General features: G+C 66.6%; 30 protein-coding genes and 1 tRNA gene. 12 read left to right on the forward strand and 19 right to left on the reverse strand.

The window, feature by feature from the left end; all coding sequences use genetic code 11:
• Positions 1 to 2,529 carry an ABC transporter permease gene (locus BM353_RS10500; protein ID WP_092080450.1) on the reverse strand — a complete coding sequence of 843 codons (2,529 nt, stop codon included), beginning with the start codon at positions 2,527 to 2,529 and terminating at the stop codon, positions 1 to 3.
• A complete protein-coding gene (locus BM353_RS10505) occupies positions 2,526 to 3,227 on the reverse strand; it encodes an ABC transporter ATP-binding protein (protein WP_092080453.1) in 702 nt (233 codons plus the stop codon). Before BM353_RS10505 ends, BM353_RS10500 begins: the two co-directional genes overlap by 4 nt.
• A 52-nt stretch (positions 3,228 to 3,279) precedes the next feature.
• Here BM353_RS10505 and BM353_RS10510 point away from each other — a divergent pair, with 52 nt between their 5' ends.
• Positions 3,280 to 3,921: an arylesterase gene (locus tag BM353_RS10510; protein WP_092080657.1), complete on the forward strand. Its 642-nt coding sequence runs from the start codon at positions 3,280 to 3,282 to the stop codon at positions 3,919 to 3,921.
• A 10-nt stretch (positions 3,922 to 3,931) separates the two neighbouring features.
• On the opposite strand, the gene BM353_RS10515 is transcribed toward BM353_RS10510, so the two are convergent.
• From BM353_RS10515 to BM353_RS10535, 5 genes are all read right to left on the reverse strand, one after another.
• Positions 3,932 to 4,894: a diguanylate cyclase domain-containing protein gene (locus BM353_RS10515; RefSeq protein ID WP_092080456.1), complete on the reverse strand. Its 963-nt coding sequence runs from the start codon at positions 4,892 to 4,894 to the stop codon at positions 3,932 to 3,934.
• 5 nt (positions 4,895 to 4,899) lie between these two features.
• Positions 4,900 to 5,493, reverse strand: a complete 594-nt coding sequence (locus BM353_RS10520; RefSeq protein WP_092080459.1) for a heme NO-binding domain-containing protein — start codon at positions 5,491 to 5,493, stop codon at positions 4,900 to 4,902.
• A 128-nt stretch (positions 5,494 to 5,621) separates the two neighbouring features.
• A complete protein-coding gene (locus tag BM353_RS10525; protein ID WP_092080462.1) occupies positions 5,622 to 6,719 on the reverse strand; it encodes a M24 family metallopeptidase in 1,098 nt (365 codons plus the stop codon).
• Between the two features lie 327 nt (positions 6,720 to 7,046).
• Positions 7,047 to 7,122, reverse strand: a tRNA-Ala gene (locus BM353_RS10530).
• A gap of 72 nt (positions 7,123 to 7,194) precedes the next feature.
• A complete protein-coding gene (locus BM353_RS10535) occupies positions 7,195 to 7,524 on the reverse strand; it encodes a TIGR02300 family protein (RefSeq protein WP_092080465.1) in 330 nt (109 codons plus the stop codon).
• 98 nt (positions 7,525 to 7,622) lie between these two features.
• Between BM353_RS10535 and BM353_RS10540 the strand changes: the two genes are divergently transcribed.
• Positions 7,623 to 8,327, forward strand: coding sequence for a M48 family metallopeptidase (locus tag BM353_RS10540; RefSeq protein WP_092080468.1), 705 nt, complete (start codon positions 7,623 to 7,625; stop codon positions 8,325 to 8,327).
• Positions 8,328 to 8,383: 56 nt separating this feature from the next.
• Entirely contained in the window at positions 8,384 to 9,034 is a 651-nt protein-coding gene (locus tag BM353_RS10545; protein ID WP_092080471.1) for a GntR family transcriptional regulator, read from the forward strand.
• Here BM353_RS10545 and pcaQ read toward each other — a convergent pair.
• Positions 9,024 to 9,947: a pca operon transcription factor PcaQ gene (gene pcaQ / locus BM353_RS10550; protein WP_245759623.1), complete on the reverse strand. Its 924-nt coding sequence runs from the start codon at positions 9,945 to 9,947 to the stop codon at positions 9,024 to 9,026. The genes BM353_RS10545 and pcaQ overlap by 11 nt on opposite strands.
• A gap of 92 nt (positions 9,948 to 10,039) precedes the next feature.
• Between pcaQ and pcaC the strand changes: the two genes are divergently transcribed.
• Genes pcaC through BM353_RS10575 form a run of 5 tightly spaced genes read left to right on the forward strand, consistent with a single transcriptional unit; the run spans position 10,040 to position 13,664 of the window.
• On the forward strand, positions 10,040 to 10,429 hold the full coding sequence (pcaC, locus tag BM353_RS10555; RefSeq protein ID WP_092080477.1) for a 4-carboxymuconolactone decarboxylase: 390 nt from the start codon (positions 10,040 to 10,042) through the stop codon (positions 10,427 to 10,429).
• On the forward strand, positions 10,426 to 11,163 hold the full coding sequence (gene pcaH, locus BM353_RS10560) for a protocatechuate 3,4-dioxygenase subunit beta (RefSeq protein WP_092080480.1): 738 nt from the start codon (positions 10,426 to 10,428) through the stop codon (positions 11,161 to 11,163). Before pcaC ends, pcaH begins: the two co-directional genes overlap by 4 nt.
• Positions 11,163 to 11,768, forward strand: a complete 606-nt coding sequence (gene pcaG, locus BM353_RS10565) for a protocatechuate 3,4-dioxygenase subunit alpha (protein WP_092080483.1) — start codon at positions 11,163 to 11,165, stop codon at positions 11,766 to 11,768. Before pcaH ends, pcaG begins: the two co-directional genes overlap by 1 nt.
• Complete coding sequence (locus BM353_RS10570) at positions 11,743 to 12,606, forward strand: 3-oxoadipate:acetyl-CoA acetyltransferase (RefSeq protein WP_092080486.1); 864 nt, start codon at positions 11,743 to 11,745, stop codon at positions 12,604 to 12,606. The genes pcaG and BM353_RS10570 overlap by 26 nt, the downstream gene beginning before the upstream one ends.
• Positions 12,603 to 13,664 (forward strand): 3-carboxy-cis,cis-muconate cycloisomerase, encoded by a 1,062-nt coding sequence (locus BM353_RS10575; RefSeq protein WP_092080489.1) that lies wholly within the window; start codon positions 12,603 to 12,605, stop codon positions 13,662 to 13,664. Before BM353_RS10570 ends, BM353_RS10575 begins: the two co-directional genes overlap by 4 nt.
• Positions 13,665 to 13,840: 176 nt before the next feature.
• On the opposite strand, the gene acpS is transcribed toward BM353_RS10575, so the two are convergent.
• From acpS to folK, 7 genes are all read right to left on the reverse strand, one after another.
• Positions 13,841 to 14,245 (reverse strand): holo-ACP synthase, encoded by a 405-nt coding sequence (gene acpS, locus BM353_RS10580; RefSeq protein ID WP_092080492.1) that lies wholly within the window; start codon positions 14,243 to 14,245, stop codon positions 13,841 to 13,843.
• A complete protein-coding gene (locus BM353_RS10585) occupies positions 14,242 to 14,910 on the reverse strand; it encodes a hypothetical protein (RefSeq protein ID WP_092080495.1) in 669 nt (222 codons plus the stop codon). The genes acpS and BM353_RS10585 overlap by 4 nt, the downstream gene beginning before the upstream one ends.
• Positions 14,907 to 15,665 (reverse strand): pyridoxine 5'-phosphate synthase, encoded by a 759-nt coding sequence (locus tag BM353_RS10590; RefSeq protein WP_092080498.1) that lies wholly within the window; start codon positions 15,663 to 15,665, stop codon positions 14,907 to 14,909. The genes BM353_RS10585 and BM353_RS10590 overlap by 4 nt, the downstream gene beginning before the upstream one ends.
• 36 nt (positions 15,666 to 15,701) lie before the next feature.
• The gene (locus BM353_RS10595) at positions 15,702 to 16,352 is read right to left on the reverse strand and encodes a DUF2062 domain-containing protein (RefSeq protein ID WP_092080501.1); all 651 of its coding nucleotides are present in this window, start codon (positions 16,350 to 16,352) and stop codon (positions 15,702 to 15,704) included.
• 13 nt (positions 16,353 to 16,365) lie between these two features.
• On the reverse strand, positions 16,366 to 18,531 hold the full coding sequence (locus BM353_RS10600; RefSeq protein ID WP_092080504.1) for a RelA/SpoT family protein: 2,166 nt from the start codon (positions 18,529 to 18,531) through the stop codon (positions 16,366 to 16,368).
• A 28-nt stretch (positions 18,532 to 18,559) separates the two neighbouring features.
• Entirely contained in the window at positions 18,560 to 18,913 is a 354-nt protein-coding gene (gene rpoZ / locus BM353_RS10605) for a DNA-directed RNA polymerase subunit omega (RefSeq protein ID WP_092080506.1), read from the reverse strand.
• Between the two features lie 74 nt (positions 18,914 to 18,987).
• Positions 18,988 to 19,611 (reverse strand): 2-amino-4-hydroxy-6-hydroxymethyldihydropteridine diphosphokinase, encoded by a 624-nt coding sequence (gene folK / locus BM353_RS10610; protein WP_245759624.1) that lies wholly within the window; start codon positions 19,609 to 19,611, stop codon positions 18,988 to 18,990.
• Between the two features lie 103 nt (positions 19,612 to 19,714).
• Here folK and BM353_RS10615 point away from each other — a divergent pair, with 103 nt between their 5' ends.
• Together BM353_RS10615 and rnhA are read left to right on the forward strand one after the other, a co-directional pair.
• Positions 19,715 to 20,290, forward strand: a complete 576-nt coding sequence (locus BM353_RS10615) for a LabA-like NYN domain-containing protein (protein WP_092080512.1) — start codon at positions 19,715 to 19,717, stop codon at positions 20,288 to 20,290.
• A 270-nt stretch (positions 20,291 to 20,560) separates the two neighbouring features.
• Positions 20,561 to 21,016 (forward strand): ribonuclease HI, encoded by a 456-nt coding sequence (gene rnhA, locus BM353_RS10620; protein ID WP_092080515.1) that lies wholly within the window; start codon positions 20,561 to 20,563, stop codon positions 21,014 to 21,016.
• 442 nt (positions 21,017 to 21,458) lie between these two features.
• On the opposite strand, the gene BM353_RS10625 is transcribed toward rnhA, so the two are convergent.
• From BM353_RS10625 to def (BM353_RS10640), 4 genes are read right to left on the reverse strand one after another with little or no spacing between them, the layout of a single operon-like run.
• Entirely contained in the window at positions 21,459 to 21,695 is a 237-nt protein-coding gene (locus tag BM353_RS10625) for a hypothetical protein (protein ID WP_092080518.1), read from the reverse strand.
• Between the two features lie 12 nt (positions 21,696 to 21,707).
• Complete coding sequence (gene fmt, locus BM353_RS10630) at positions 21,708 to 22,625, reverse strand: methionyl-tRNA formyltransferase (protein WP_092080521.1); 918 nt, start codon at positions 22,623 to 22,625, stop codon at positions 21,708 to 21,710.
• Positions 22,622 to 23,116 carry a peptide deformylase gene (gene def, locus BM353_RS10635; RefSeq protein ID WP_092080524.1) on the reverse strand — a complete coding sequence of 165 codons (495 nt, stop codon included), beginning with the start codon at positions 23,114 to 23,116 and terminating at the stop codon, positions 22,622 to 22,624. The genes fmt and def (BM353_RS10635) overlap by 4 nt, the downstream gene beginning before the upstream one ends.
• Positions 23,113 to 23,631 (reverse strand): peptide deformylase, encoded by a 519-nt coding sequence (gene def, locus BM353_RS10640; protein WP_092080527.1) that lies wholly within the window; start codon positions 23,629 to 23,631, stop codon positions 23,113 to 23,115. The genes def (BM353_RS10635) and def (BM353_RS10640) overlap by 4 nt, the downstream gene beginning before the upstream one ends.
• A gap of 113 nt (positions 23,632 to 23,744) precedes the next feature.
• On the opposite strand from def (BM353_RS10640), the gene BM353_RS10645 reads away from it, so the two are divergent.
• Both BM353_RS10645 and BM353_RS10650 read left to right on the forward strand, forming a co-directional pair.
• Positions 23,745 to 24,917 (forward strand): MalY/PatB family protein, encoded by a 1,173-nt coding sequence (locus BM353_RS10645; protein ID WP_092080530.1) that lies wholly within the window; start codon positions 23,745 to 23,747, stop codon positions 24,915 to 24,917.
• Between the two features lie 103 nt (positions 24,918 to 25,020).
• On the forward strand, positions 25,021 to 26,004 hold the full coding sequence (locus tag BM353_RS10650) for a glutathione S-transferase family protein (RefSeq protein ID WP_092080533.1): 984 nt from the start codon (positions 25,021 to 25,023) through the stop codon (positions 26,002 to 26,004).
• The last annotated feature ends 39 nt before the right edge of the window (positions 26,005 to 26,043 follow it).

Raw genomic sequence — 26,043 nt, forward strand, 5'->3', positions numbered from 1 at the left:
CTATTCGCGCGTGCGCAGCACATGGGCGGGCCGCGCCTGCAGCGGGCGCCAGGCGAAGGCGAGCCCGGCCAGAAGGCTGGCGGCGGCGCCCCCGAGGATGACCGAGGCGGCGTTGCTCCAGACCACGGCGAAGCGCGTTTCCATCACGAAATGCAAAATCGCCCAGGCCCCGAGGATCCCCGAGAGGAGCGCCACGAGCCCCGCGCCTGCCCCCATGAGCCCCGCCCGCAGCGCGAAGCTCGACAGGATCGTGCGCCGTGTGGCGCCAAGCGTGCGCAAAAGCGCGGCCTCCTGCAGGCGCGCGCCCTGGCCCGCCGCCGCGGTCCCGATCAGCACCACGATCCCGGTCAGCAGGGTCGCCGCCGCGCCGTAACGCGTGGCCGAGGCGATCCCGGCCAGAAGGCCGGCCACCCGCTCGATCGCCTCGCGGACGCTGATCGCGGTGATGTTGGGATAGGCGCTGGCGAGATCGCGCAGAAGCAGCGCTTCGGCGGCTTCCTCGGCGTAGACCGTGGCGATGAAGCTGTGCGGCGCGCCGGCGAGCGCGGCCTCGTTCATCGCCAGAACGAAGCCCATCCCGGCGGTCGAGAAATCGACGGCGCGGAGCGAGGTGAGCGTGCCGGTGATGTCGCGCCCGAGCACGTTCACGGTGATCTCGTCGCCGAGTGCGAGCCCCATTTCTTCGGCCTCGGTGGCGGCAAAGCTGATCTGCGGCGGGCCGGTATAGCCCTCAGGCCACCACTCGCCGGCAACGAGCCGCGTCCGCTCGGGCTGCGCGTCGGCATAGGTCACGCCGCGGTCCCCTTCGAGCACCCAGTGGTCGCCCGCGACCTCCTTCGCCGGCTGGCCGTTGATCCGCGTGATCACGCCGCGCAGCATCGGCGCCGCCTCCATCTTGCGAACCGCAGGGTCCTGGGCGATGCGGCGCTCGATCCCGGGCATCTGGTCGCGCTGGATGTCGACGAAGAAGAAGCTCGGCGCTTCGTCGGGGAGCTCTTGTGCGATCGCGCGCTGCATGTTGCCGTCGATCTGACCAATGGCGGCAAGCACGGTGAGGCCGAGCCCGAGAGCGAGCACCACCGGCGTCGTTTCATCCACCGGCCCGCCGATCGCGGCGAGCCCCGCGCGCAGGGCGGGGCGGCCACGGGCGAGGGTCTTGGCGCGGCGTGCAAGCCGGCGCAGCCCCGCCGCGATCAGCCAGAGCAGCACGAGCGCCCCGAGGATGCCAAGCGCGGTCCAGCCGGTCAGCTCCGGCGCGCCGGTGAAAACCGCGGCCGCTCCGACGAGCGCGGCGGCCGCGCCGAGAATGACGAGCAGGTGGCGCGCGCGGGGCAGGGTGACGCCAGAGGGTCCGCCATCGCGGTAGAGCGCGGCGGCGCGGATCTCTTCGGTGCGGGCAAGGGGCCAGAGGGTGAAGACCAGCGCCGTCAGCCCGCCGTAAAGCGCGGCCTCAAGGAGCGGCGCGGGGTGGAGCGCAAAGACCGCGGGGACCGGCAGCAAGCGCTCCAGCGCGGGGGCGATGAGCAGCGGAATCCCGGCGCCGAGCGCCAGCCCGATCGCGATCCCGAGCGCCGCGAGCGCGCCGATCTGAAGCAGGTAGGCCCGGAAAATCACCCGGCCGGAGGCGCCCAGAGTGCGCAGCGTGGCGATGGTCGCGGTCTTGCCCGCAAGGTAGGCGCGCACGGCCGTCGAGACACCGATGCCGCCCACGGCGAGCCCGGCCAGCCCGACCAGCACCAGAAAGGCGCTCAGCCGGTCGACGAATTCGGAGAGCCCCGGCGCCCCGTTGCGCGCATCGCGCCAGCGCATCCCGGCCGCGGCAAAGGCCGCGCGGGCCTCCTCCTCCACCCGGTCCAGATCGGCGCCCTCGGGCAGCTCGAGCCGGTAGCGCGTCTCAAAGAGCGTGCCCGGTTGCAGCAATCCGGAACCGTCGAGCGCGCGGCGCAGGACCAGCGTGCGCGGGCCGAGGCTGAACCCGGTGCCGGCATTGTCGGGCTCGTGGGTTAGCAGGGCGGAGAGGCGAAACCTCGTCTCGCCCAGGGCAAAATCATCGCCCGGCGCGAGCCCCAGACGGTTGGCCAGGAGCGGCGCCATGACCGCGCCGGGGAGCCCTCCTTGCAGCCCGAGCGCAGCCTCGAGGGGCTGCTCCGGCTCAAGCTGCGTGTCGCCCACAAGCGGGTAGAGCCCGTCCACGGCCTTCACCTGCGTCAGCGCGCGCTCGGCCTCTGCGCCCGCGCCGACCACAACCATGGAGCGGAAGTCTACGATTTCGGAGACGTGCGACGCTTCCGCCGCCATCCAGCGCCGCTCTTCGGGTGTCGCGAAGCGATAGGTGAGGGACAGCTCGGCGGCCCCACCGAGGAGGCGTTTGCCCTCGCGCGCGAGGCCAGCGTCGATCGAGGCGCGCACGGTGCCGACCCCGGCGATTGCGGCGACCCCGAGGGCGAGGCAGGTCAGAAAAACCGCGAAGCCGCGAAGCCCGCCCCGAAGCTCGCGCCGGGCAATGCGGCTGGCGACGGCGAGGCTCATTCGGCCGCCGGGGCGCGCGTCTCCGTGGCCTCCACCAGCCGCCCGTCCTCAAGCCGTGCGACCCGGCCGCAGCGGGCCGCGAGCGCGGGGTCGTGGGTGACGAGCACCAGCGTCGCGCCATGCTGGCGGTGCATCTCGAAGAGCAGGTCGATGACGGCCGCGCCGGTGCGCGCGTCGAGATTGCCCGTCGGCTCATCGGCGAGCAGAATCTCCGGCCGCCCGACAACCGCGCGGGCGAGCGCGACGCGCTGCTGCTCGCCGCCGGAGAGCTGGCGCGGGTAGTGATCGGCGCGATGGCCAAGCCCCACGGCGCCCAGCTCGGCCTCGGCACGCGCGAAGGCATCCGGCGCGCCGGCGAGCTCCAGCGGGGTGGCGACGTTTTCCAGCGCGGTCATCGTCGGAATCAGGTGGAAGGATTGGAACACAACGCCCATATGATGGCGGCGGAAGCGGGCGAGCGCGTCCTCGGACATCTCGGTCAGATCCTGCCCGAGCGCCCGGACAGACCCGCCCGTGGCGCGTTCGAGCCCGCCCATCAGCATGAGGAGAGAGGACTTGCCCGACCCCGATGGCCCCACCAGCCCGATGGTTTCGCCCTTTTCGATGTCGAGGTCGATCCCGTGGAGAATGTCTATCCGGCCGGCGTTGCCGTTGAGCGAGAGGCGGGCCTTGCGGAGCGACAGGACAGGATCGGGCATGGTGTCTCGCATGTTTGGGCGGCGTCGGTTCAGATATGGGATGGGCGCTGCGATGAGCAAGGTCGCGGCGGTGATCTTGTCGCTTTGGGCGCTGCCGCTTTCGGCGGAACATTCCGTTGGCGAGGCCGAGTTGCTGGCCTTCGGCGACAGTCTGACGGCGGGGTACGGGCTCGCACCGGAGGCCGGGTTGGTGCCGCAGCTGGAGGCCTGGCTGCAGGACCGGGGCGCAGCGGTTCGGGTGATCAACGGCGGGGTTTCGGGGGACACGACGGCCGGAGGCGCGGCGCGGATCGGCTGGAGCCTCACGCCCGAGACAGACGCGATGATCCTCGCGCTCGGCGCGAATGATTTCCTCCGCGGCTTGCCGCCCGAGGAGGCACGCCGGAACCTGACCGCGATTATGGCAGCGGCAGAGGCGGCCTCGGTTCCTGTGCTATTGGTGGCGGTACCGGCGCCGGCGAACTATGGCGCGGCCTACAAGACGGCGTTCGACGCGATCTACCCCGATCTCGCGGCGCGGTTCGGGGCGGAGCTGGTTCCGAATTTCTTTGCCGGGTTTGGCGAGGTCGGCCCCGATCAGGCCGCGCGCTACCTTCAGGCGGACGGGCTGCATCCGTCGGCGGAGGGGGTCCGGTTGATCGTGGAGGCGCTCGGGCCGGCGGTCCTGCGCCTTCTGGACCGTGCGGGCCCCTGAGCGCGCGGGCTCAGGTGGACGAGGCGAGGGTCACGCGCGCGCGGCCGGCGTTCTTGGAGCGATAGAGCGCGGCATCGGCCTCTTCGAGCATCCGCTTGATGCTTGGCCGCGCGTGGTTTGCGGAGAGCGAGACGCCGATGCTCGTGGAGAGGTTCAGCACCTGTCCCTCCACGGTCACCGGTCTGGTCAGTGCTTCGCCGATACGGGCGGCGAGGCTCTCGGCGGCCTGCGCCGATTCCGGCTCCCGCATCAGGACGATGAACTCATCCCCGCCAATCCGCGCGGCGATATCCTTGCGCCGCGTTTCCTGTTGCAGCGTCTCGGCCGCATGGCGCAATGCGGCATCGCCGACATTGTGGCCCAAGGTGTCATTGACCGATTTGAAATGATCCAGATCGAGATAAATCAGCGCGAAATCCGTCCGCTCCTCGATCATCCGGGCAAGCTCGGCGTTCATCGCGCGGCGATTCTTGAGCCCGGTGAGCGCGTCGGTCGTGGCCTCGGCTTCGGCGGCGATCTTGTCACCATAGAGCCGCCGGTTGCTTTTGAAGAGCTCCTCCATCATCAGCGTCTTGGCTTCCTGGAGGTAGAGCAGTTCGGTGGTCAGGTCGGTGTAGGAAAAATCGCCCGCGTTCAGCCCGTATTGCTGGACCGCTGCGGCAGCCTCGATCCCGAAGGACAGATCGGCGATCAACCCGTCCTCGAAGGGCACGGCGAAGGCCTTGAACTTGGTCCTGGGTTCGCCCTTGAAGGCGAACTGCATCCGCACGCAATTGCCGGCCAGAAGCTGTTCGATCGTGGTTCGCAGGCGCGGGCGGATCACCGAGAAGATCTCGGTCGAGTTGGCGCCGATCCAGTCGAGATCCGGGCGCAGCTTGCGCAGGGTCGGGCCGACATGGATCACGTAGCCCTTGCGATCGGTGATCAGGTGCATCGGGCAGAGCCGGTCGAAGATGAGGAAGCGGTCAGACATCGGCGCTAGCTCCCGGCGGCTGCGCCGACGAGGTCGAACGTCTGACCCTCGGCGTAGGCCGCATCGACGACCGAAATTCGAATAACACCCAGCTCCGGCGCGCGGCTGCGCAAGGTCAGGACCGCGAGAGCGCCGTAGTCATCCGCCATCCCGCGCAAGAGGCCAAGGATGACATCGGCGAACACCTCGGCGTCCTTGTGGATCAGCAAGACATAGCGCGAATCCTGCAGGTCACGGATCGACAGCGGCGGCACTTCGAGATCGGGGACCGCCATGCGCGCTCGCGCGGGCGCATCGCTCAGTGACATCAGGAAGCTCTCGAAGGTATCACCGCTGAAACGCAGAAGACGTCGCAGCGCCGTCATGCGGGGGTGAGTGACGAGATAAGTCCCTATATCTTCGAGGATTTCTTCGCTGGGTTTGGCAAGCACACGGCTCAACTCTTCGATGATCCCGCTGGTGATATCGTCGGTGTAGCGGCTCAGGACGTCGAGATCGGCATAGGGCAGGCCAGCATCGCGCACCACGTCCAGCCAAAGCCGGCGGCCGTAGGTATCTTCGACAAAACTCTGAATGGCGCGATCAAACAGGCCGTGCATCGTCCAGCTCCTGGTGCTGCTGAATTTTTCGCACGTGTTTTGTTAATGCGGCGTCAATAAAAGCCGGGTTCTTCAAATGCGGGAGAATTTTTTCCCCCGGGGCCGCGCGCGAGGCGCCCCCGAGGGGGTCAGGCGTCGATTTTCCGGGGCGCGCGGGGCAAGTCCGACAGGATCCTGGGGCCGTCGGCGCGCAGGATGACGATCTCTTCGAGGCGGATGCCGAAGCGCCCGGGCAGATAGATTCCCGGCTCGATCGAAAAGACCATGCCCTCATCCAGCTCGGTTTGGGAACTGGCGGTGATATAGGGCGGCTCGTGGACCTCGGTGCCGAGGCCGTGGCCGGTACGGTGGACGAAATACTTGCCATAGCCGGCCTTTGCGATGACGCCGCGGGCCGCATCGTCGACCACATGCGCCTTGACGCCGGGGCGCGCGGCGGCCAGCGCGGCCGCGACTGCGTTCTCGACCACGTCATGGACCTCGGCATAGCCCTCGGGTCCGTCGCCGATCACCGCCATGCGCGTGATGTCGGACGAATAGCCCTCGGAGCCCGCGCCGATATCCATCACCACCGCGTCGCCCGCCTTGAGCACGGTCTCCCCGGTCTGGTGGTGCGGGTAGGCACCGTTGGGCCCCGCGCCGACGATTGTGAAGAGGGGCGTGGCCTCGGCCCCGGCGAACTCGGCGCGGATGATGGCGGCGATGTCGGTCTCGGACATGCCGGGCCGCATCCTGTCCCATGCGGCCGTCATCGCGGCATCGGCGATCCGGGCGTTGCGCTTGAGGGCGGCGTATTCCTCCTCCGTCTTGCGCATCCGCAGTGCGCCGACCGTGTCGAGGGTGAAGCGGCACGCGGCTCCGGGCAGGGCCTCAGTGACCAGCGCGGCATGATCGGCGCGCATGGTCTCATCAAGCACGAGCGCGCGCGCTTCGCGCGCCTCCAGCGCGTCCAGAAGCTCGGCCAGCGCGAGGTCCGGGCCGGTGTCATCGGCCCATTCGTAAAACGGCAGGTCCGTCTGGGTGCGGGCGCTTTCGGCTTCGAGCGCAGGCATCAGGAAGGCCGCATCCCGGGCGGTGATGATCGCCAGACAGGGCCGCTCATCCGCATGCGGGCGCACGCCCAGCAGCCAGCCCAGATGCGCGCCGGGGGCCAGCACCACGAGGTCAGTTTCGGTCTGAGCCATCTTCTCGCGCAGGGCGCTCAGACGTTGGTTGGTGGTGCTCATGATGAAATCCTCTTGTGCTTTGTACCATGTCGCAGAGCCGGTCCCGGGAGCTTGGCCCGAGACGCCGTGACCCTCGCGGGCCCGCTCTGCGATGATGCGCCTGCCCCTCCCGCAGGAGCAGTCTCATCCCCGGGAGGTAATGAAATATTCTGGTCGGGGTAAAGCCAGCGCGGGAGGAAACCGCGCGCGGCGCCCCAAAAATGGCACGGCTCTGACGCGCGAAGGCGCCAAGCACGACACCATAACCGAAGCAGAGGGCCTGATGCCCCGAAAGGTCAATCGCCAAGCCCTGCGATGCAAAACCGGGAGTACAAATCTGGGGGGTGGTGGTGGAGCCTAGGGGAGTCGAACCCCTGACCTCTTGCATGCCATGCAAGCGCTCTCCCAACTGAGCTAAGGCCCCGTGCCGTGCGCCGCGTCTTAGGCGCTCCGCAGGGCAGGATCAAGCGAAAAATCCTGCCAAGCTGCGGTCTTTTTACGACTCGTCGTCATCCTCGGATGCAACGTCGGCCAGCTCGTCGAGCGAGACATTGTCATCCTCGTCATCGTCCAGCAGATCGTCGTCGAGATCCACATCAACGTCGCTTTCATCCTCGATCACAGCATCCTCGCCCTCGGCGTCGGTTGCTTTCATCTTCTTGGTGGCGGCGTCTTCGGGATCGGCGGCAATCATCCGGGTCTTGCCCTGGTCGTACTGCACCGTTTCACCGGTATAGGGGCTGACGATCGGATCTTTGTTCAGGTCGTAGAATCGCTTCCCGGTGGTCGGGCAGACACGTTTCGTGCCCCACTCTTCCTTGGGCATGATGAGATCCTCTTTTCATTCAGGTCGACTGGCCCTTGCGGGCAATCCGAGGCACCTGCCATAAGCCGATGTAGCTGTCAAAGCGAAAAGCGGGTCTCATGAGCAGGACATGTCATATTTTGCCGGGCGATCCGCCGATCGAGGTGGAGCTGCGCCGCTCGGCGCGGGCGCGGCGGATTACGCTGAGGGTCTCGCGGATGCGGCGCCGGGTGACGGCGACGGTGCCGGCGGGGGTGTCCGAGCGCGCGGCCGTGGCCTTTGCCGAGGAGAAGGCGGACTGGATCCGCAAACATCTCGGCGCCTGTCCTGAGCCTGTGGTGGTGACCCTTGGCTCCGCGCTTCCGGTGGAGGGGCATTTTCGCCGGGTGGTGCCGGGGCAGGGGCGCCGGGTCGTGCTCGGGCCCGAGAGCCTCGCGGTGCCGGGTGCGGCGGAGCAGGTGGGCGCCCGTGTCGCGGGCTTTCTGCGCGAACGCGCGCGGGCGCGGCTCGACGTGGCGGCGCGGCGCTATGCGGCGCAACTGGATCGGCGTGTGGCCCGGCTCACGCTGCGGGATCCGAAAAGCCGGTGGGGGTCCTGCTCATCGACCGGGAACCTGATGTTTTCCTGGCGGCTCATCCTCGCGCCGCCCGAGGTGCTCGATTACGTCGCCGCGCATGAGGCGGCGCATCTGGTCCACATGGACCATTCGGCGCGGTTCTGGGACACGGTGGCCGGGATCTGCGACATGGAAGCGCCGCGCACCTGGCTCAAGCGCGAGGGCGAGACGCTGCACCGTTACGAGTTTACCCGCGCGGAGCGTTAGGCGGGCAGGGGGCAAATGGGATTGACCGCGCGCGCCCTTGTGATCACATAGCGCCCATGCTGGTTGCACGCCCCAAGACAGAGCCCGTCACCTCCGCCCATGAGCGGGTCTACCGCACGTTGCGCGCGCGTATCATGTATGGCGAGCTCGATCCGGGGCAGGCGCTGACCTTGCGCGGCATCGCGGCGGATTTCGACGTCTCGATGACGCCCGCGCGAGAGGCGGTGCGCCGGCTGGTGGCCGAAGGGGCGCTGTCGCTCTCGTCCTCGGGGCGGGTGAGCACGCTGGAGCTGACACCGGAGCGGATCGAGGAACTCGCCGCGCTGCGCTCGCTGATCGAGGTCGAGCTGGCCAGCCGGGCCCTGCCGCGGGCGCATTTCGCGCTGATCGACCGGCTGCAGGCGATCAACAACACCATTTCCGACACGGTGATCCGCAAGGATGCCTCGGGCTATATCCGCTCCAATCTGGAGTTTCACCGCACGCTCTACCTGCGCGCCCAGGCGCCGGCGATGCTGGCCATGACCGAGACCGTCTGGCTTCAGCTCGGGCCCACGATGCGCGCGCTCTATGGCCGGCTCAAACGCACCGGCCCGCCGCAGTATCACCGGCTGATCCTCTCGGCGCTGCGGGCGGGGGACGAGCCGAGCCTGCGCCTCGCGGTGCGCTCGGATGTCACGCAGGGGCTGCGGCTGCTTACGAACTGACCAGCCCGTCGCGGGAGAGATCGTGCAGGATGGCGACGAAACGGCGCTGCACCGGGCTCGGCTCGGTCGCCTGCGCGGTGCAGAGCCCGACGGGGCCGAGCGTGCTGCGTGTGTCGAGCGGGAGCGTGGCGAAACGCCCCTCGGCGATTTCGTCCGCCACCACCCCTTGCGAGATGAACCAGATCGCGCGCTGCCCGCGCACGAGGGCGCGGCCGAAACTGGTCGAGACCGTCTCGATCACATCGGTCGGCAGGGCAATCCCCTGTTCCAGAAGCAGCCGGTCCACGAAGGGGCGGATGATCGACACGGGCCGGGGGATGAGCACCGGGAAATGGGCGTAGGCCTCGGGGCGATGGTCGGTGAGGAGCGGGTGGCCCTCGGCGACCACGGCGACGACGCGTTCACGAAACAGCGGATCGAAGGCAAGGCCGAGCATGGATTCCGGCGCGGGCAGGCGGCCGACCACGAGATCGAGCCGGTCGGCACCGAGCTGGTCGAGCAGCACCCGGTTTTCGCCCGTGACGATCGAGAGCCGCGCGTGCATCCCGTCGGCGCGCAGCCGGGCGACCGCGGCGGGGATGAGCGTGCCCGCGACGGTGGGCAGGGCCCCGATCCGCAACGGGGGCGCGGTGGGCGCATCGAGGGCCTGAACCGCCGCGAGCGCCTGTTCGGCCTGCGCCAGCGCCTGAGTTGCATGGGGCAACATCGCGGCGCCGAAGGCGGTCAGCCGGATGCCACGGCCATCGCGCTCGGTCAGCGGCGCGCCCGCCACGTCCTGAAGCTCGCGCAGCGCGCGGCTGAGCGCCGGTTGCGTCACATGCAGCGCCTCGGCGGCGGCGGTCACCGATTTGCGCCGCGCCACCTCGACGAAGGCCGCCAGATGGCGCAGCTTCACGCGATTGGAGATACTCATACCCATATTGGTATGAGTATAGCGGAAATCATCATTTCACACGACAATTTATTGATGGTACTTGAGCCGGGAGACCACGCCGGGAGGGGCCGATGAGCGACGAGACCGCACGACACGCGCTTGGAATGCAGACGCGCCGCAAAGTCCTCGGGGACGCCCATGTCGATCGGGCCGAGGCCGCGAAGACGCCCTTCGATGAGCCGTTTCAAGAGCTTATCACCGAAGCCGCCTGGGGCCATGTCTGGTCGCGCGGGACCTGGACGCATCGCGAGCGCTCGATCGTGACGCTTGCGCTGCTCTGCGCCCAGGGGCATTGGGAAGAGGTGGCGATGCACATCAAAGCGACGGTGAATACCGGAGCGAGCAAAGAGGATATCCGCGAGGTCATCCTGCATGTGGCGATCTATGCCGGGGTTCCGGCGGCCAATCATGCGATCAAGGTGGCCAAGGCGGCCTTTGCGGACATGGAGGAGGGATCATGACAAATTCACCGCCCCCGGGCACGTTTTTCCAGCGCGATTTCACCTGGCATCCGCCCGCGCTCACGCCCGGCTACAAGACCAGCGTGACCCGCGCGCCGCAGCGGGCGCGCATCGCCTATGACAACACGGTGACCGAGCTCACCGGGCCGACGTTCGGCCACAACATCATCGGCGAGCTCGACAATGACCTCACGCTCAACTACGCGCGCCCCGGCCACTCGGCCCAGGGGCCGCGGATCATCGTGCATGGGCATGTGCTCGACGAGGAGGCGCGGCCCGTACCCAACGTGCTCGTGGAGTTCTGGCAGGCCAACGCCGGTGGGCGCTACCGCCACAAGAAGGACAGCTACCTCGCCCCGCTCGATCCCGATTTCGGCGGCTGCGGCCGGACCGTGACCGACGCGGAGGGGCGCTATCACTTCCGCACCATCCTGCCGGGGCCCTATCCCTGGCCCAACGGGGTCAATGACTGGCGCCCGGCGCACATCCACTTCTCGCTCTTCGGTCATGGCTTTGCCCAGCGGCTGATCACCCAGATGTACTTCGAAGGCGATCCGCATATCGACATCTGCCCCATCCTCCAGACGATCCCCAGCAAGGCCGCGATCGACACGCTCGTCGCCCGGCTGGACATGAACCACACCGTGCCGATGGACGCGCGCGCCTATCGGATGGATTTCGTCCTGCGGGGCCAGCGACAGACGCTCTTTGAAAACAAGATGGAGGGGATGTGATGCGCTATCTCAAGGAAACGCCCTCCCAGACGGCTGGACCTTACGTCCATATCGGCTGCGTGCCGAGCTTCGCCGGGCTGGAGGGCATGTTCGGCGGCAGGGATCTTGGCGACAAGATGATCACCGGCGACGCGAAAGGCGAGCGGATCACGCTTACAGGTCATGTCCATGACGGCACCGGGATGGCCATCCGCGACGCGCTGCTGGAGATCTGGCAGGCCGATGCGGCGGGGCTCTACAACAGCCCGCAGGAGCGGCGCGGCGCGGCCGATCCGCATTTCACCGGCTGGGGCCGTCAGCCCACCGATGGCGAGACCGGCCGTTACCGGTTCGAGACGATCAAGCCCGGCCCCGTGCCCTGGTCCGACGGGCGCATGCAGGCGCCGCATATCCTCGTCTGGATCGTCGCGCGCGGGATCAACATGGGCCTCGCCACCCGGGTCTATTTCGATGACGAGCAGGAGGCCAACGCGGCCGATCCCCTGCTGGCGCGGATCGAGCACCGCGATCGCATCCCGACGCTGCTGGCGCGGCGCGAGGGCGACACCTATCACTTCGACATTCATTTGCAGGGCCCCGATGAAACCATCTTCTTCGACATCTGAGAGCGTTGCGGGCAAGCCCTGCATCCTGTGCTGCGCCATCACCGGCAGCGTGCCGACCAAGGCCGCGAACCCGGCCGTGCCGATCTCGATCTCCGAACAGGTCGAGAGCAGCCATGCGGCCGTCGAGGCCGGCGCGTCGATCATCCATGCCCATGTGCGCAATGACGACGAGACCCCGAGCTCGGACCCGGAGAAATTCGCGCGCCTCAAGGAGGGGCTGGAGAAACACTGCCCCGGCGTGATCATTCAGTTCTCCACCGGCGGGCGCTCCGGCGCGGGCCAGGCGCGGGGCGGAATGCTCTCGCTGCGTCCCGACATGGCCTCGCTCTCGGTCGGCTCGAACAACTTTCCCACGCGCGTCTACGAGAACCCGCCCGATCTGGTGGCCTGGCTCGCCGAGGAGATGGTCAAATACGAGATCATGCCCGAGGTCGAGGCGTTTGATTTGTCCCACATCCTTCAGGCAATTCGGATGCACGAGGAGGGCAAGCTTTACGGGCGGCTCTATGTGCAGTTCGTGATGAACGTGAAAAACGCGATGCCGGCGGACAAGGAGGTCTTCGACTTCTACGCCCATATCATGGCGACGCGCGCGCCCGAGGCGGCGTGGTGCGCGGCGGGCATCGGTCCGACGCAGCATGTGGTCAACGAATGGGCCATCGCGGCGGGTGGGCACACCCGGGCCGGACTTGAGGACAACGTCCGGCTCGATCGCGAAACGCTCGCGCCCTCCAACGCCGCGCTGATCGCCCGGGCGGCGGAGATTTGCGCGAAATACGACCGGCCCGTGGCAAGCCCGGCGCAGGCGCGCGAGATCCTCGGCCTGCGCTCCGCATGAGCGGATTTGCCGGCGATCCGCTGCTCTCGGCGCTCTTCGGGGACGCCGAGATTGCCGGGCTGACCGGATCGGACGCCTGGGCCGCGCGGATGATCGAGGTCGAGGCGGGCTACGCGGCGGCGCTCGGCCGCGCGGGCCGGGTGCATCCCGATCTCGGCGACGAGGCGGCGGATGCGATCCGCGCCGTCCGCCCGGACCTTTCCGCGCTTGCTTTGGGCATGGCGCGCGACGGGGTGGCCGTCCCGGCGCTGGTGCGGCAGATCAAGGCGGCGCTGCCCGAGCGGCTTCACGATGCGGTGCACACCGGGCTCACCAGTCAGGACGTGATGGACAGCGCGTTTGCGCTCTGCCTCAAAGCCGCGCTGCCGGTCTTCCGCGGGCGTATCGAAGCGGTGCAGCAGGCGCTGGAGGCGCTTGCGGCGCAATTCGGGGATCATCCGCTGATGGCCCGCACGCGGATGCAGGCGGCCTTGCCGGTGACGGTGGCCCATCGCATCGAAGCCTGGCGCCGGCCTTTTGAAGATCACCTTGCGCGTTTGGACGCGCTGGAGCTGCGCCTGCTGAGGCTGCAATTCGGCGGACCTGTCGGCGCCCGATATCTCGACCAAGCGGAGCAGATCAACGCAGCCCTCGCCGCCGCTCTCGGGCTCAGCCCGGTGCCATCGGCGTGGCACAGCGACCGCAGCGCCCTTGCCGAACTCGGCGGCTGGCTCTCACTGGTCAGCGGAAGCTTGGGTAAGATCGGGCAGGACATCGCGCTCATGGCGCAGCAAGGGCTCGATGAGATTCGTCTGGCCGGTGGCGGCGGATCCTCCGCCATGGCCCACAAGCAAAACCCCGTGGGCGCCGAAGTGCTCGTCACACTCGCCCGCGCCAACGCCGCGCGTCTCGGCGGGCTGCATCAGGCGCTCGTGCATGAGCAAGAGCGCTCCGGTGCGGCGTGGTCGCTGGAGTGGATGCTGCTGCCCCAGATGCTGGAGAGCACGGGGCGAGGCCTGTCGCTGGCTTTTGAGCTGTTGGGGCAGGTTGAGCGGATGGGTAGCCCGGACGAGACATAAACGGCGCGGAATCAAGGCCGAAGGCCGCCGCGTCATCGACGGGCCGCCCCACGGCACGGCGATTGGCAGACACTTTCGCCCAACTCAGAGGCCTTCCGATGCTTCACGATAAAGCGAGCTGATCAATCGGCGGGTCGCCGCACCTCGGCCCGTCAATGACGCGGCTTGTTGCTCGATCACCCGGCGATCGGTCGCGCTTCGATCACGACGAAAGCCTGCGCCCAGGGATGATCGTCGGTCAGGGTGACGTGGATGAGCGCGTCGTGCCCCGGCGGTGTCATCGCGGCGAGCCGCTCGGCGGCCCAGCCGGTGACCTCCATGACCGGTTGGCCGGTCCTGAGGTTCGAGACTGCCATGTCCTTCCAGGAAATGCCCATCCGCAGCCCGGTGCCGAGCGCCTTGGAGCAGGCTTCTTTCGCGGCCCAACGTTTGGCATAAGTCCCGGCGACATCGGCGCGGCGCTCGGCCTTGGCCTGTTCGACCTCGGTGAAGACACGGTTGCGAAACCGGTCACCATGCCGCTCCAGAACCGCCGCGATCCGCTCGATATTTGCCAGATCCGTGCCGATGCCGAGGATCATTCTATTGATCCGTCGGAGGGGATGTCGTGCAGTAAGTCTTCCGGAAGGCTCTCAGCCCTTCCCCACATCCACGGCGCCTTGAATTGAGGCAAGGAAATCCCAGCGTTGCGTGCCGCATCATACGCGTCTTCCGGGCCTCGCTTCATCAAATTCCATATCTCCGAGCCTTTTGGCACATCTTCGTAACTGGGAAGCACCTCGCGGATCATAGCCTTGCAATCGAACTGATCGACCGCGGTCTGACGAGCGGCTTCGGCGTCACCATCGCTTGCGAGCGCCGCCTCCAGCCCGGCCATCTCGGCTGCGGTAGCGCAGGTATCCTGAACCTCAAGGGCCAGCCCACCGGCGATGACCGCAATGCCTGCCAGGGGAACGGCCTTACCCCCTGCCGACGCGATGCTGCGCGCAGCGGCGTGTTGTGCGCGGCGCTTCACTCGCTGAGCCGTCTGACGAACGATTTGCTTCTGTGCAACCCTTGCACGGGCGTCTCGCGCCGCAGCTGTTGTGATGCCGATGCCGGTGAGAGCAGCCGAAGCCGCGGTGTAGACCCCGCTGACCATCAGCATCGCGACATTGAAGAAGAGCGAAACCGTGAAGACCAGAATTATGAGCGCTTTCACGCAACGCCTGAAGACCCCGGCCAGTGCGAGGAGGAGCCGCATCATGCGCGTCCCGGCGCGCTGTCCATCAGGCGGCGCATCTCGGCGATCGCCGGCTCCAGCCCGAGAAAGATCGCCTCGCCGATCAGGAAATGGCCGATGTTGAGCTCCATCACCTCGGGAAACGCGGCGATGGGCGCGACGGTGTCATAGGTCAGCCCGTGGCCCGCGTGGACTTCCAGCCCCAGCGAATGGGCGAAACCCGACATTTCGCGTAGGGCCTCCAGCTCGCGGTCGCGCGCGGCGAAATCTCCCTCGGCATGGGCGTCGCAATAGGCGCCGGTGTGGAGCTCGATGACCTGCGCGCCGATGCGGTGCGCGGCCTCGATCTGGCGGCGGTCGGCGGCGATGAAGATCGACACCCGGCAGCCCGCCTCGCGCAGCGGCGCGATGAAATGGGCCAGCCGGTTTTCCTCGCGCGCGACCTCCAGCCCGCCCTCGGTTGTCCGCTCCTCGCGCTTTTCGGGCACGATGCAGACCGCATGGGGCCGGTGGCGCAGGGCGATCTTCTGCATCTCGTCGGTGGCGGCCATCTCGAAGTTGAGCGGCACCGAAAGCACCTCCATCAAGCCTTCGATATCGGCGTCCGAGATATGGCGGCGATCCTCGCGCAGGTGGGCGGTGATCCCGTCGGCGCCGGCGCCTTCGGCGAGCTTGGCGGCCCGTAGCGGATCGGGATAGGCGCCCCCGCGGGCATTTCGCACGGTGGCCACATGGTCGATATTGACCCCGAGCCTCAATTTGCCGGTTGTCGTCGTCATTCTGCTGCGCCTCAGGCTGGTATTTCGCGCCGCACCCTACTCGGTCCCCGCGGTGGCGTCAGCCTGTTTCTTCTTGGCGCGCAGCGCATCCCACTTGGCCTTGATCATGCCCTTGCGCCGGTTCTGATAGACCCGGATCACGGGCACGCAGAGCGCGTACATCACCAGCGCCGAAATCAGCCCCGGCAGGATCCCGCCGAGTAGATAGGGCCAGAACACCTCGTCCCAGAAAATGCGCAACTGCGCCCAGTCCTGCGCGCGATGGTCGAAGATCGCCCCGATATTGGCCAGCAAATCATGCGCCGCGCCGCGGAACTTGCCGAAGAGCGAGCGATCGGAATCGGTGAAATGTGTGCCCAGCAGGAAATGGCCGAACTTGAGCGAGATCACAGCGATGGGCACATAGGTCAGCGGATTGCCGAAGAATGTACCCAGAATGGCGGCGAGCACATTGCCGCGCACGATGAGCGCCAGCAGTGCGGCGATGAAGAAATGCAGTCCGTAGAACGGAGTGAACGCAGTGAAGACGCCGACCGCGATGCCCCGGCCGATCATCTCGGGCGTGCCGGGCAGGCGGGTCAGACGGTGGCGAACGTAGTGGAAGGCCCGGGTCCAGCCGCCGCGCGGGTAAAGAAACTCTGCGGCGATCCGCAGAGCCCCACGCTTGTTGCGGCGCTTGAATACCACCCCGGGGTTCCTTTCATCCGTTGGGCCGCGCAGGTTGCGAGGCGCTGCCGTGGCCGTCAACGCCGGATCGGCTCGGATCGCGGCTCCGTTCGACCGATGCTACATCGCTTTCCGCCTCGAGCGCGGTGAGCACCCGGTGCAGATGTTCGGCGTCGCTGACATCTACATCGATCAGCAAACGGTAAAAATCCGGTTTTCGGTCCACGAAGTACAGGTCCGAGATATTGGCTTTCAGCTCGCCAATCAATGTGCAGATATGTCCCAGCACGCCGGCGTCGTTGGCGATGGTGATGTTGAGTGAAACATTGTGCACCGCGGCGTGCTGGCCGGAGTGCCATGTGAGGTCGAGCCAGCGGTCGGGGGAATCGTCAAAGCTCACGAGCGACTCGCAGTCGATGGCATGGACGATCACGCCGCGGCCCCGCGCGGTGATGCCGACGATGCGCTCGCCGGGGACCGGCTGGCAGCAGGGCGCGCGGTCGAAGCTCTGGCCCGCCGAAAGGCCGATCACGGCGCGGCGGCTGTCGATCTCGTCGCGGCGGGGCGGGCTGAGGTCGGGGTACAGCGCATCGACCACCTGCCGCCCGGTGATCTCGGCGCTGCCCATTCGGGCCAGAAGGTCGCCCCGATCCTGAAGCCGCAGATGCCGCGCGGCGGTGTCGAGCGCCTTGTCGGTGGCCTTCTTGCCCACATGCTCGAAGGCAACGCGCGCCAGCTCGCGCCCCAGCCGGATGAAGCGTTCCCGATCCTCCTCGCGCAGCGCGCGGCGGATGGCCGATTTCGCCCGGCCCGTGGCCACGATGTCGAGCCAGGTTGCCTGCGGGGTCTGGCCGTCGGCGGTGATGATCTCGACGGATTGACCGTTCTTGAGCTGGGTCCAGAGCGGCACGCGCATCCCGTCCACCTTGGCGCCGACGCAGGCATGGCCGATCCGGGTGTGGATAGCATAGGCAAAGTCGATCGGCGTCGCGCCCCGGGGCAGCTTGATGACCTCGCCCTTCGGCGTGAAGCAGAACCGTTGGTCGGAATACATCTCCAGCTTGACCGCTTCGAGAAAATCCTCGTGGTCCTCGTCATCCTCGAACCGCTCGGTGAGCTTGGCAAGCCACTCGGCCGGATCGACGGCGAAGGGGTTCTCGTTGCGCACGCCGTCGCGGTACGACCAATGCGCGGCGACGCCGGTCTCGGCGACGTCATGCATTTGCCGCGTGCGGATCTGGACCTCGACGCGCCGGCCGTTGCGGCCCGAAACGGTGGTGTGGATCGAGCGGTAGCCGTTGGATTTCGGCTGGCTGATGTAATCCTTGAACCGGCCCGGAACGGCGCGCCAGCGCTGATGGATGACCCCGAGCGCGCCATAGCAATCGGCCTCTGACGAGGTGATCACGCGAAAGCCGTAGATGTCCGACAGGCGCGAAAAGCCGACGTCCTTTTCCTGCATCTTGCGCCAGATCGAATAGGGCTTCTTGGCCCGGCCGAAGACCTCGGCCTTGATGCTGGCGGCCTTCAGCTCGCTTCGCATGTCGCCAGTGATGCGGTGGATCACGTCGCCGGTCTCGCGCTGGAGCGTGATGAAGCGGCGGATGATCGAGGTGCGCGCATCGGGGTTGAGGACGCGGAAGGCGAGGTCTTCGAGCTCCTCGCGCATCCATTGCATCCCCATCCGCCCGGCGAGGGGGGCGTAGATGTCCATGGTCTCGCGCGCCTTCTGGACCTGCTTTTCGTGGCGCATGGACTTGATCGTGCGCATGTTGTGAAGCCGGTCGGCGAGCTTCACGAGGATCACGCGCAGATCCTTGGACATGGCCATGAAGAGCTTGCGGAAGTTCTCGGCCTGCTTGGTCTCGGTGCTGGAGAGCTGGAGGTTGGTGAGCTTGGTGACCCCGTCGACGAGATCGGCGACTTCGGTCCCGAAGCGCTTGGCCACGATCGGGTAGCTCGCCTTGGTGTCCTCGATCGTGTCGTGCAGCAGGGCGGTCACGATGGTCGCATCGCCCAGCTGCTGTTCGGCAAGGATCGCGGCCACCGCGATGGGATGGGAGAAATAGGGCTCGCCGGAATGGCGGAACTGTCCCTCGTGCATCTCCTTGCCGAAGGCATAGGCGCGGCGGATCAGATCCTCGTCGGTGCGGGGATTGTAGGTCCGGACCAGCGAAATCAGTTCGTCGACGGAAAACATCTGGTCACTGTGCCGCCTGTGCCGGGGCTTACCGCTGCCCCTGGGCTTCCATCAAAGCGCGCAGGAGCTTTTCTTCGGACATGTCATCCTCGGCGGGCTTGTCCGCCTCGGCGCCCATGAGCAGGGCCATGCTGTCCTCTTCGGGCTCGTCCACCTCGATCTGGGTCTGGTTCGACTCGATCAGACGCTCGCGCAAATCGGTGGCCGACTGGGTCTCCTCGGCGATCTCGCGCAGGGCCACAACCGGGTTCTTGTCGTTGTCGCGGTCCACCGTGATTTGACCGCCGGACGCGATTTCACGCGCGCGATGAGACGCGAGCATGACAAGCTCGAAGCGGTTGGGAACCTTATCGACGCAATCTTCGACAGTAACGCGGGCCATGAAGCACTCCGGTGATGGGTGGGCTAGAAGAGGCGTTCATAAGCCTTGCGCGCGGGCTTGACAAGCGGTTTTGCTCAGGTTTCGGCCAGGGGTCGCAAGGTTTCGCGCAGTGCCTGCGGAAGGGCGGCAAACATCTCGGCGATGCTGAGCCCGGTGAGCGGGTGGCGCCAGTGGGGGGCGATGTCATGAAGCGGGCCGAGCACGAAGGCGCGATCCTGTAGCCGCGGGTGCGGCAGGATGAGGGTTTCGGGCGTGGCGCGCTGCTGCGCCTCGGGGTCGAGGTCGCGCCAGAGCGTTTGCGTGGCGGCATCGGGGGCGACGATTTGCCCCTGTGCGATAAGGTCCAGATCGAGGGTGCGGGCGCCCCAGCGGGTCTCCCGGCGGCGCTCGAAGCGCGATTCGATCCGGTGCAGGTCGCGCAGCAACTCATCCGGCGATTGAGCGCTCTCGATAACAATCGCGGCATTGACGTAATCGGGCCCGGTGCCCTCGGGGAAAGCAGGCGTGGCAAAAAATCTGCTGACAGCAGTAACACGTGCGTCAAGATTGGCCATTTCGCGCAGTGCAAATCTCATATTTTGTTGCGGATTTCCAAGCGTCGACGTAAGGTTGGAGCCAATAGCGATCAAACTTTGCTTTGGGGAAGCTGGGTGATTGCGGTGTGCAAGACTATCCTTTTGCTCTGCCATATCGCGCATTTCTCCTCTTGCACCCAGTGTTGTTTAACTTAACTTATCAGACGGTTCCGCCATTTTTTTCACTCACGGACAAGGTGCGGGACATTATTCGGAAGGAAATTTGATGTTCTACAAGGACGAACGGCTCGCGCTGTTCATCGATGGGTCCAATCTCTATGCCGCTGCGAAATCGCTCGGATTTGACATCGACTACAAGCTTTTGCGCCAGGAGTTCATGCGTCGCGGCAAGTTGCTGAGGGCGTTCTACTATACTGCGCTGCTCGAAAATGACGAGTATTCTCCGATCCGGCCTCTGGTCGACTGGTTGCACTACAACGGGTTCACCATGGTGACCAAACCGGCCAAGGAATATACCGACAGCCAGGGTCGCCGGAAGGTGAAGGGCAACATGGATATCGAGCTTGCGGTAGATGCCATGGAGCTTGCGCCGCGTGTCGATCATATCGTGCTGTTTTCCGGCGATGGCGATTTTCGCCCGCTTGTCGAGAGCTTGCAACGCCAGGGGGTGCGCGTTTCGGTGGTCTCGACGATCCGGAGCCAACCGCCGATGATCTCCGATGATCTGCGCCGTCAGGCCGACAACTTCATCGAGTTGGAGGATCTCAAGGAGGTGATCGGGCGGCCTCCACGCGAGCAATCCCAGGAGCGCTCGCGCGATGCGGCCTACGCCGCGGACTGACCGCGCGGCCCCTTAGAAAAACGGCTGCGGCGGTTTTCGCCGCGCCACGATACCAGAGGGCGGAATGCAGGCGGGGGGTCTGCGTTCCGCACCTCGTGAGAGCGACCCGGCGCTCGCCGGGTGCAAATTCCTGTTGCATATCGCCCGGGTTCGGTGCCAGACCGCAGCGCGGCTCACAGGGCCGGATCACAGGCGCTTTGACGGGGCAGACCACCATGACAGACAGAGCGTTTTGCGGCGGTGCAGGCTCCGGTTTCGAGGGCGCGCGCAATGGCTGAGCTCTTTGCCTACACCGATGGGGCCTGTTCGGGGAATCCCGGGCCGGGGGGCTGGGGCGCCTTGCTCGTTGCGTGTGAGGGCGACACAGTGATCAAGGAGCGCGAGCTCAAGGGCGGCGAGGCCGACACGACCAACAACCGCATGGAGCTGCTCGCGGCGATCCACGCGCTCGAAGCGCTGGAGCGACCGAGCCGGCTGACCGTCATCACCGACAGCGCCTATGTGAAGGGCGGGATCACCCAGTGGCTCTTTGGCTGGAAGCGCAACGGCTGGAAGACCTCGGCGAAAAAGCCGGTGCGCAACGAAGATCTTTGGCGCCGCCTCGACAGCGCGCAGGCCCGCCATGATGTCACCTGGAAATGGGTGAAGGGCCACGCGGGGCACCCCGAGAACGAGCGCGCCGATGCGCTGGCCCGCGCCGGCATGGCGCCATTCAAACCAAAGTGATCAGGATTTGAGGCCCTTGTCGGCGTGATTCGCCCGCTTTGACCAAGATCTGAGCGGCTCTGCGCGCGGACATATCACTTGGGTTGAGCCGGCCCCGCGCGGCTCGGCGATTTCTCAACCCAAGATTGCAAAGCGCGCAGCTTCAGAGGTTGGACGCTTCGCAGGTGCCCGCTTTGTGGTATCACTATCCCCACAATCGCAACTGTCTGTCCCCTACGGCTTCGGTCGATCCAGAGCCTGATTTTCGGGCACTTGGGTTGCGATCCCGACCATCCGCCCGAAATGCGGCGCGGGTGGCGGCGTGACGGTCGGACTTCGCGCGCCAGGCAGAGTAAATGATGCACAGAACGTGACACCGGGTTTCCAGGTTTCATGACGTAAAAATTTTGAGCCGTGGAGCGCGTCACCCTGCATGGGGTGGCGCGTCATTTCTTCCGAAGGCCTAGCGCCGCCAGTGCGTCGGCACGATCAGAAGCGCGCCGATCGACGAGATAATGGCATCGACCCCCGGCGCGCCGAATTTCACGCCGAACATGATCCGCACGAAATAGAACAGAAAGGCGCCGCCGACGCAGATAATGATCGAGGGCAGATAGCCGTTGCGCGTGAAATCCGATTTCTCGGAGCAGTAGCCGACGATGCCGGCGATCACGACCGTGCCGAAAAGGGTCAGGAACATGGCGCGGCTCCTCTACAGCCTGTGGCCCGCGCGGACGGGATGACCGCGCAGGAAGGTTTCGGCGGATTGCGGGGCCTTGCCCGCCCGCTGCACTTCGGTGATCTGCACCGAACCGGGCGCGCTTTCCGAGCCGCAGCCGATGGTGAGCGCGTCGTTGAGCGCGACCCCCGCGGGGCCTTCGGCCTCGGCCACGCGCGCGCGGAGCAGTTTGAGCCGTTGGCCCGCGTGCTCGCACCAGGCGCCAGGGAAGGGCGAAAGCCCCCGGATCATCGCGCTGACCTCCGGGGCCGGCCGCGTCCAGTCCACGCGCGCCTCCGGCTTTTCGATCTTGGCCGCATAAGTGACGCCCTCTTCGGGCTGGGGCTCGGCGGTCAGGGTGTTCAGGGTCTCAAGAGCGCGGACAATCGCCTCGGCGCCGAGCCTGGCGAGGCGGTCGTGCAGCTCGCCCGCCGTCTCCTCCGGCCCGATGGGCGTTGCGCGGCGCAGCAGCACGGGCCCGGTGTCGAGCTCGGCCTCCATCTGCATGATGCAGACGCCCGTCTCGGCATCGCCCGCCATGATGGCGCGCTGGATCGGGGCCGCCCCCCGCCAGCGGGGCAGGAGCGAGGCGTGAATGTTGAGGCAGCCGCGCGCGGGCGCATCGAGGATCGCCTGCGGCAGGATCAGCCCGTAGGCCACGACGACGGCGATCTCGGCCCCGAGGGCGGCGAAGCGCGCCTGCTCCGCTTCCGAGCGCAGGGAGACCGGGTGGCGGACCTCAAGCCCGAGCGCCTCGGCGCGGGCCTGCACCGGGCTGGGCCGGTCCTTCTTGCCGCGCCCGGCGGGGCGGGGCGGCTGGGTGTAGACGCAGAGGATCTCGTGCCCCGCCGCGTGCAGCGCATCGAGGGTCGAGACGGAAAAATCCGGCGTGCCCATGAAGGCGAGTTTCATCGCATCTTCTCCGATTTGCGGATCAGCATGGCGCGTTTGGTCCGGCTCAGGTGATCGACAAAGAGCTTGCCATCGAGATGGTCGATCTGATGCTGGACTGAAGTGGCCCAGAGCCCGACGAAATCGCGCTCCTCGATCTCGCCCTCCGCATTGAGAAACCGCACCGTGACCGCGCGGGGCCGTGAGATGATCGCGGAGACGCCGGGGAGGTTGGGGCTCGCTTCCTCATGCTCGCGCAGCTGGGTGGAGGCATGCAGGATCTCGGGGTTGGCCAGACAGATCGCCTGACCACGCGCCTCGCTCGCATCGACCACGGCCAGCCGGCGCGACACGCCGATCTGCGGCGCGGCGAGGCCGACGCCGGGCATCGCCTCCATCGTGTCGATCATGTCATCCCAGAGCGCGCGGATCTCGCCATCGATCCCGTCCACCGGCTCGGCGATGCGCCGGAGCCGCGCATCGGGCCATAGAAGACAGCGCCGGGCGCTCACGCGCGGGCCTGCTCGCGCTTGAGTTTCATCATCTTGCGGGTGATCATCTGGCGCTTCATCGGGCCGAGGTAGTCGATGAACAGCTTGCCATCGAGGTGGTCGATCTCATGCTGGACGCAGGTCGCCCAAAGCCCGTCGAAACCGGCGCGCTGCTCGGCGCCGGCAGTGTCGGTCCAGCGGACCTCGACCTCCGCCGGCCGCGTCACCTCGGCGAATTGATCGGGGATCGACAGGCACCCTTCCTCATGAACGCTCAGCGCCTCGGAGCGGCCGGTGATCTCGGGGTTGATCATGACGAGCGGCTTGGGCTCGGCCCCCTCGTCCTTCTCGCAATCGAGCACGATCATGCGCTCCAGGATACCAATCTGCGGCGCCGCAAGCCCGATGCCGGGCGCGTCATACATCGTGGCGAGCATATCGTCCGCGAGGATGCGCAACGCGTCGGTGATCTCCGCCACGGGGACGGCGACCTTCTTGAGGCGGGGGTCGGGGTGGATCAGAATAGGCCGTATCATGGCGTTGATCTAGGCGATGTGCCGCCACATCGCAACGCCTCTTGCGTCTGGGGCTGAGCGCGTTAGCGTCCGCGCGGGAATGGAATGGCAATACAGGCGGAAGCGAGATCGCGATGACCTTCGACGAAGATATCAACCGGTTCGGCACCCATTCGGTGAAGTGGGATATGATGGAGCCGCTGTTTGGGGTGCCGGCGAAAGACGGGCTTGCCATGTGGGTGGCCGATATGGATTTCCGCCCGCCTGCCTCGGTCCAGACGGCGCTCGAAGAGATGCTCTCGACCGGCGTCTATGGCTATTTCGGCGACGAGCGGGCCTATAAATCCGCGATCGGCTGGTGGATGCTGCACCGCCATGGCTGGGAGATTTCCCCCGAGTGGATCTTCACGACCAACGGCCTCGTCAACGGCACGGCGCTGTGCATCGATGCCTGGACCGAGCCCGGCGACGGGGTCGTCCTGCTCACGCCGGTCTATCATGCGTTTGCGCGGGTGCTCCGGGCGGCGGGCCGCGAGCTGGTGGAGTGCGAGCTGCGCAACGAGGCCGGGCGCTACGAGATGGATTTCGATGCCTGGGATGCCCAGATGACGGGCCGTGAGAAGATGTTGATCCTCTGCTCGCCGCACAATCCGGGCGGGCGCGTCTGGACCCGTGAGGAGCTGCGCGGCGTGGCCGATTTCGCCCGGCGCCACGATCTCATTCTCCTCTCGGACGAGATCCACGCCGATCTTGTCTTCGAGGGCCACCGCCACATTCCCATGGCGCTGGCCGATGAAGGCATCGCCGACCGGCTCGTGATGATGACCGCCGCCACCAAGACCTTCAACATCGCCGGCGCCCATATCGGCAACGTGATCATCGCCGATCCCGGCCTGCGCGAGACCTTTGCCCGGCGGATCGGGGCGCTCGGGATCTCCTCCAACAGTTTCGGCTATGCCATGGCCACGGCCGCCTATTCGCCGGAGGGGGAGGCATGGCTCGAAGCGCTGCTGCCTTATCTCGATGGCAACCGGCGCGTGCTGGATGAGGCCGTCGCGGCGATCCCGGGTCTTGCCTCCATGCCGCTTGAGTCCACCTATCTCTCCTGGGTCGATTTTTCCGGGACGGGCATGGCGCGGGAGGACTTCACCCGGCGCGTGGAGCAGGAGGCGCGGATCTGCGTCAACCATGGCCCCACCTTCGGCAAGGGCGGCGAGAGCTTCCTGCGGTTCAATATCGCCACCCCGCGCCGCCGGGTCGAAGAGGCCGCCAGCCGCCTGCAGGACGCCTTCGCCGACCTTCAGTAACCCCAAGAGATCTGTGCAGGGGCGCAGAGCCCCTGCGCGCGCGCCAGTCTGGCCACCGCCATGGATCGGGCCATATGTCGGGCAGGTAGCAAAGGACACGATCATGGGACTTCTGGTGGATGGCAAATGGGTCGACCAATGGTACGACACCAAGAAAAGCGGCGGTGCCTTCGTGCGCAGCACCGCCGGGTTCCGCAATTGGATCACCGCCGATGGCAGCGCGGGGCCGAGCGGTGAAGGCGGCTTTCCCGCGCAATCGGGCCGCTATCACCTCTACGTCTCCTATGCCTGCCCCTGGGCGCATCGGGCGCTGATCTTCCGCACTTTGAAGGATCTGGAGCCGCATATCGGTGTCTCGGCGGTGCATCCCGAGATGCTGGACGACGGCTGGACCTTCGAGACCGACAGCGACGGCGCGACGGGCGACCGGCTCCACGATCTGCCCTTCCTGCGGGATCTGTACCTCAAGGCGGATCCGAAGATTTCCGGCCGCGTGACCGTGCCGGTGCTCTGGGACACCGAGCGCGGGACCATCGTGTCGAACGAGAGCGCCGAGATCATCCGGATGTTCAATTCCGCTTTCAACGGGATCACCGGGAACGACGCGGATTTCTGTCCCGAGCCGCTGCGCGCGCGGATCGACGAGATCAACAGCCGGGTCTACGACACGGTCAACAACGGCGTCTACAAGGCCGGGTTCGCGACCACGCAAGCCGCCTATGACGATGCGGTCGGCCCGCTTTTCGACAGCCTGGAGTGGATCGAGGGGCTCCTGAGCGCAGCGCCCTATCTCGCCGGCGAGAGTCTGACCGAGGCGGACTGGCGCCTTTTCACCACGATCGTTCGCTTCGATCCGGTGTACCACGGGCATTTCAAATGCAATCGCAAACGCATCGCCGATTATCCGGCGATCTGGGCCTGGGCGCAGGGGCTCTACGAGCAGCCCGGCGTGGGCGAGACGGTGAACATGGCTCATATCACGCGCCATTATCACTACAGCCACGACACGATTAACCCCCACCGGATCATCCCCACCGGACCGGCAAAGGACCTGACCACCGGCCTCACTCCGCGGCCTAAAGGCTGAGGGGCAGGGGGCGGGCGTCCGTTCCCGATTTGGTCCCGC

The sequence above is a fragment of the Poseidonocella sedimentorum genome (assembly GCF_900116005.1).
GTDB lineage: Bacteria > Pseudomonadota > Alphaproteobacteria > Rhodobacterales > Rhodobacteraceae > Poseidonocella > Poseidonocella sedimentorum.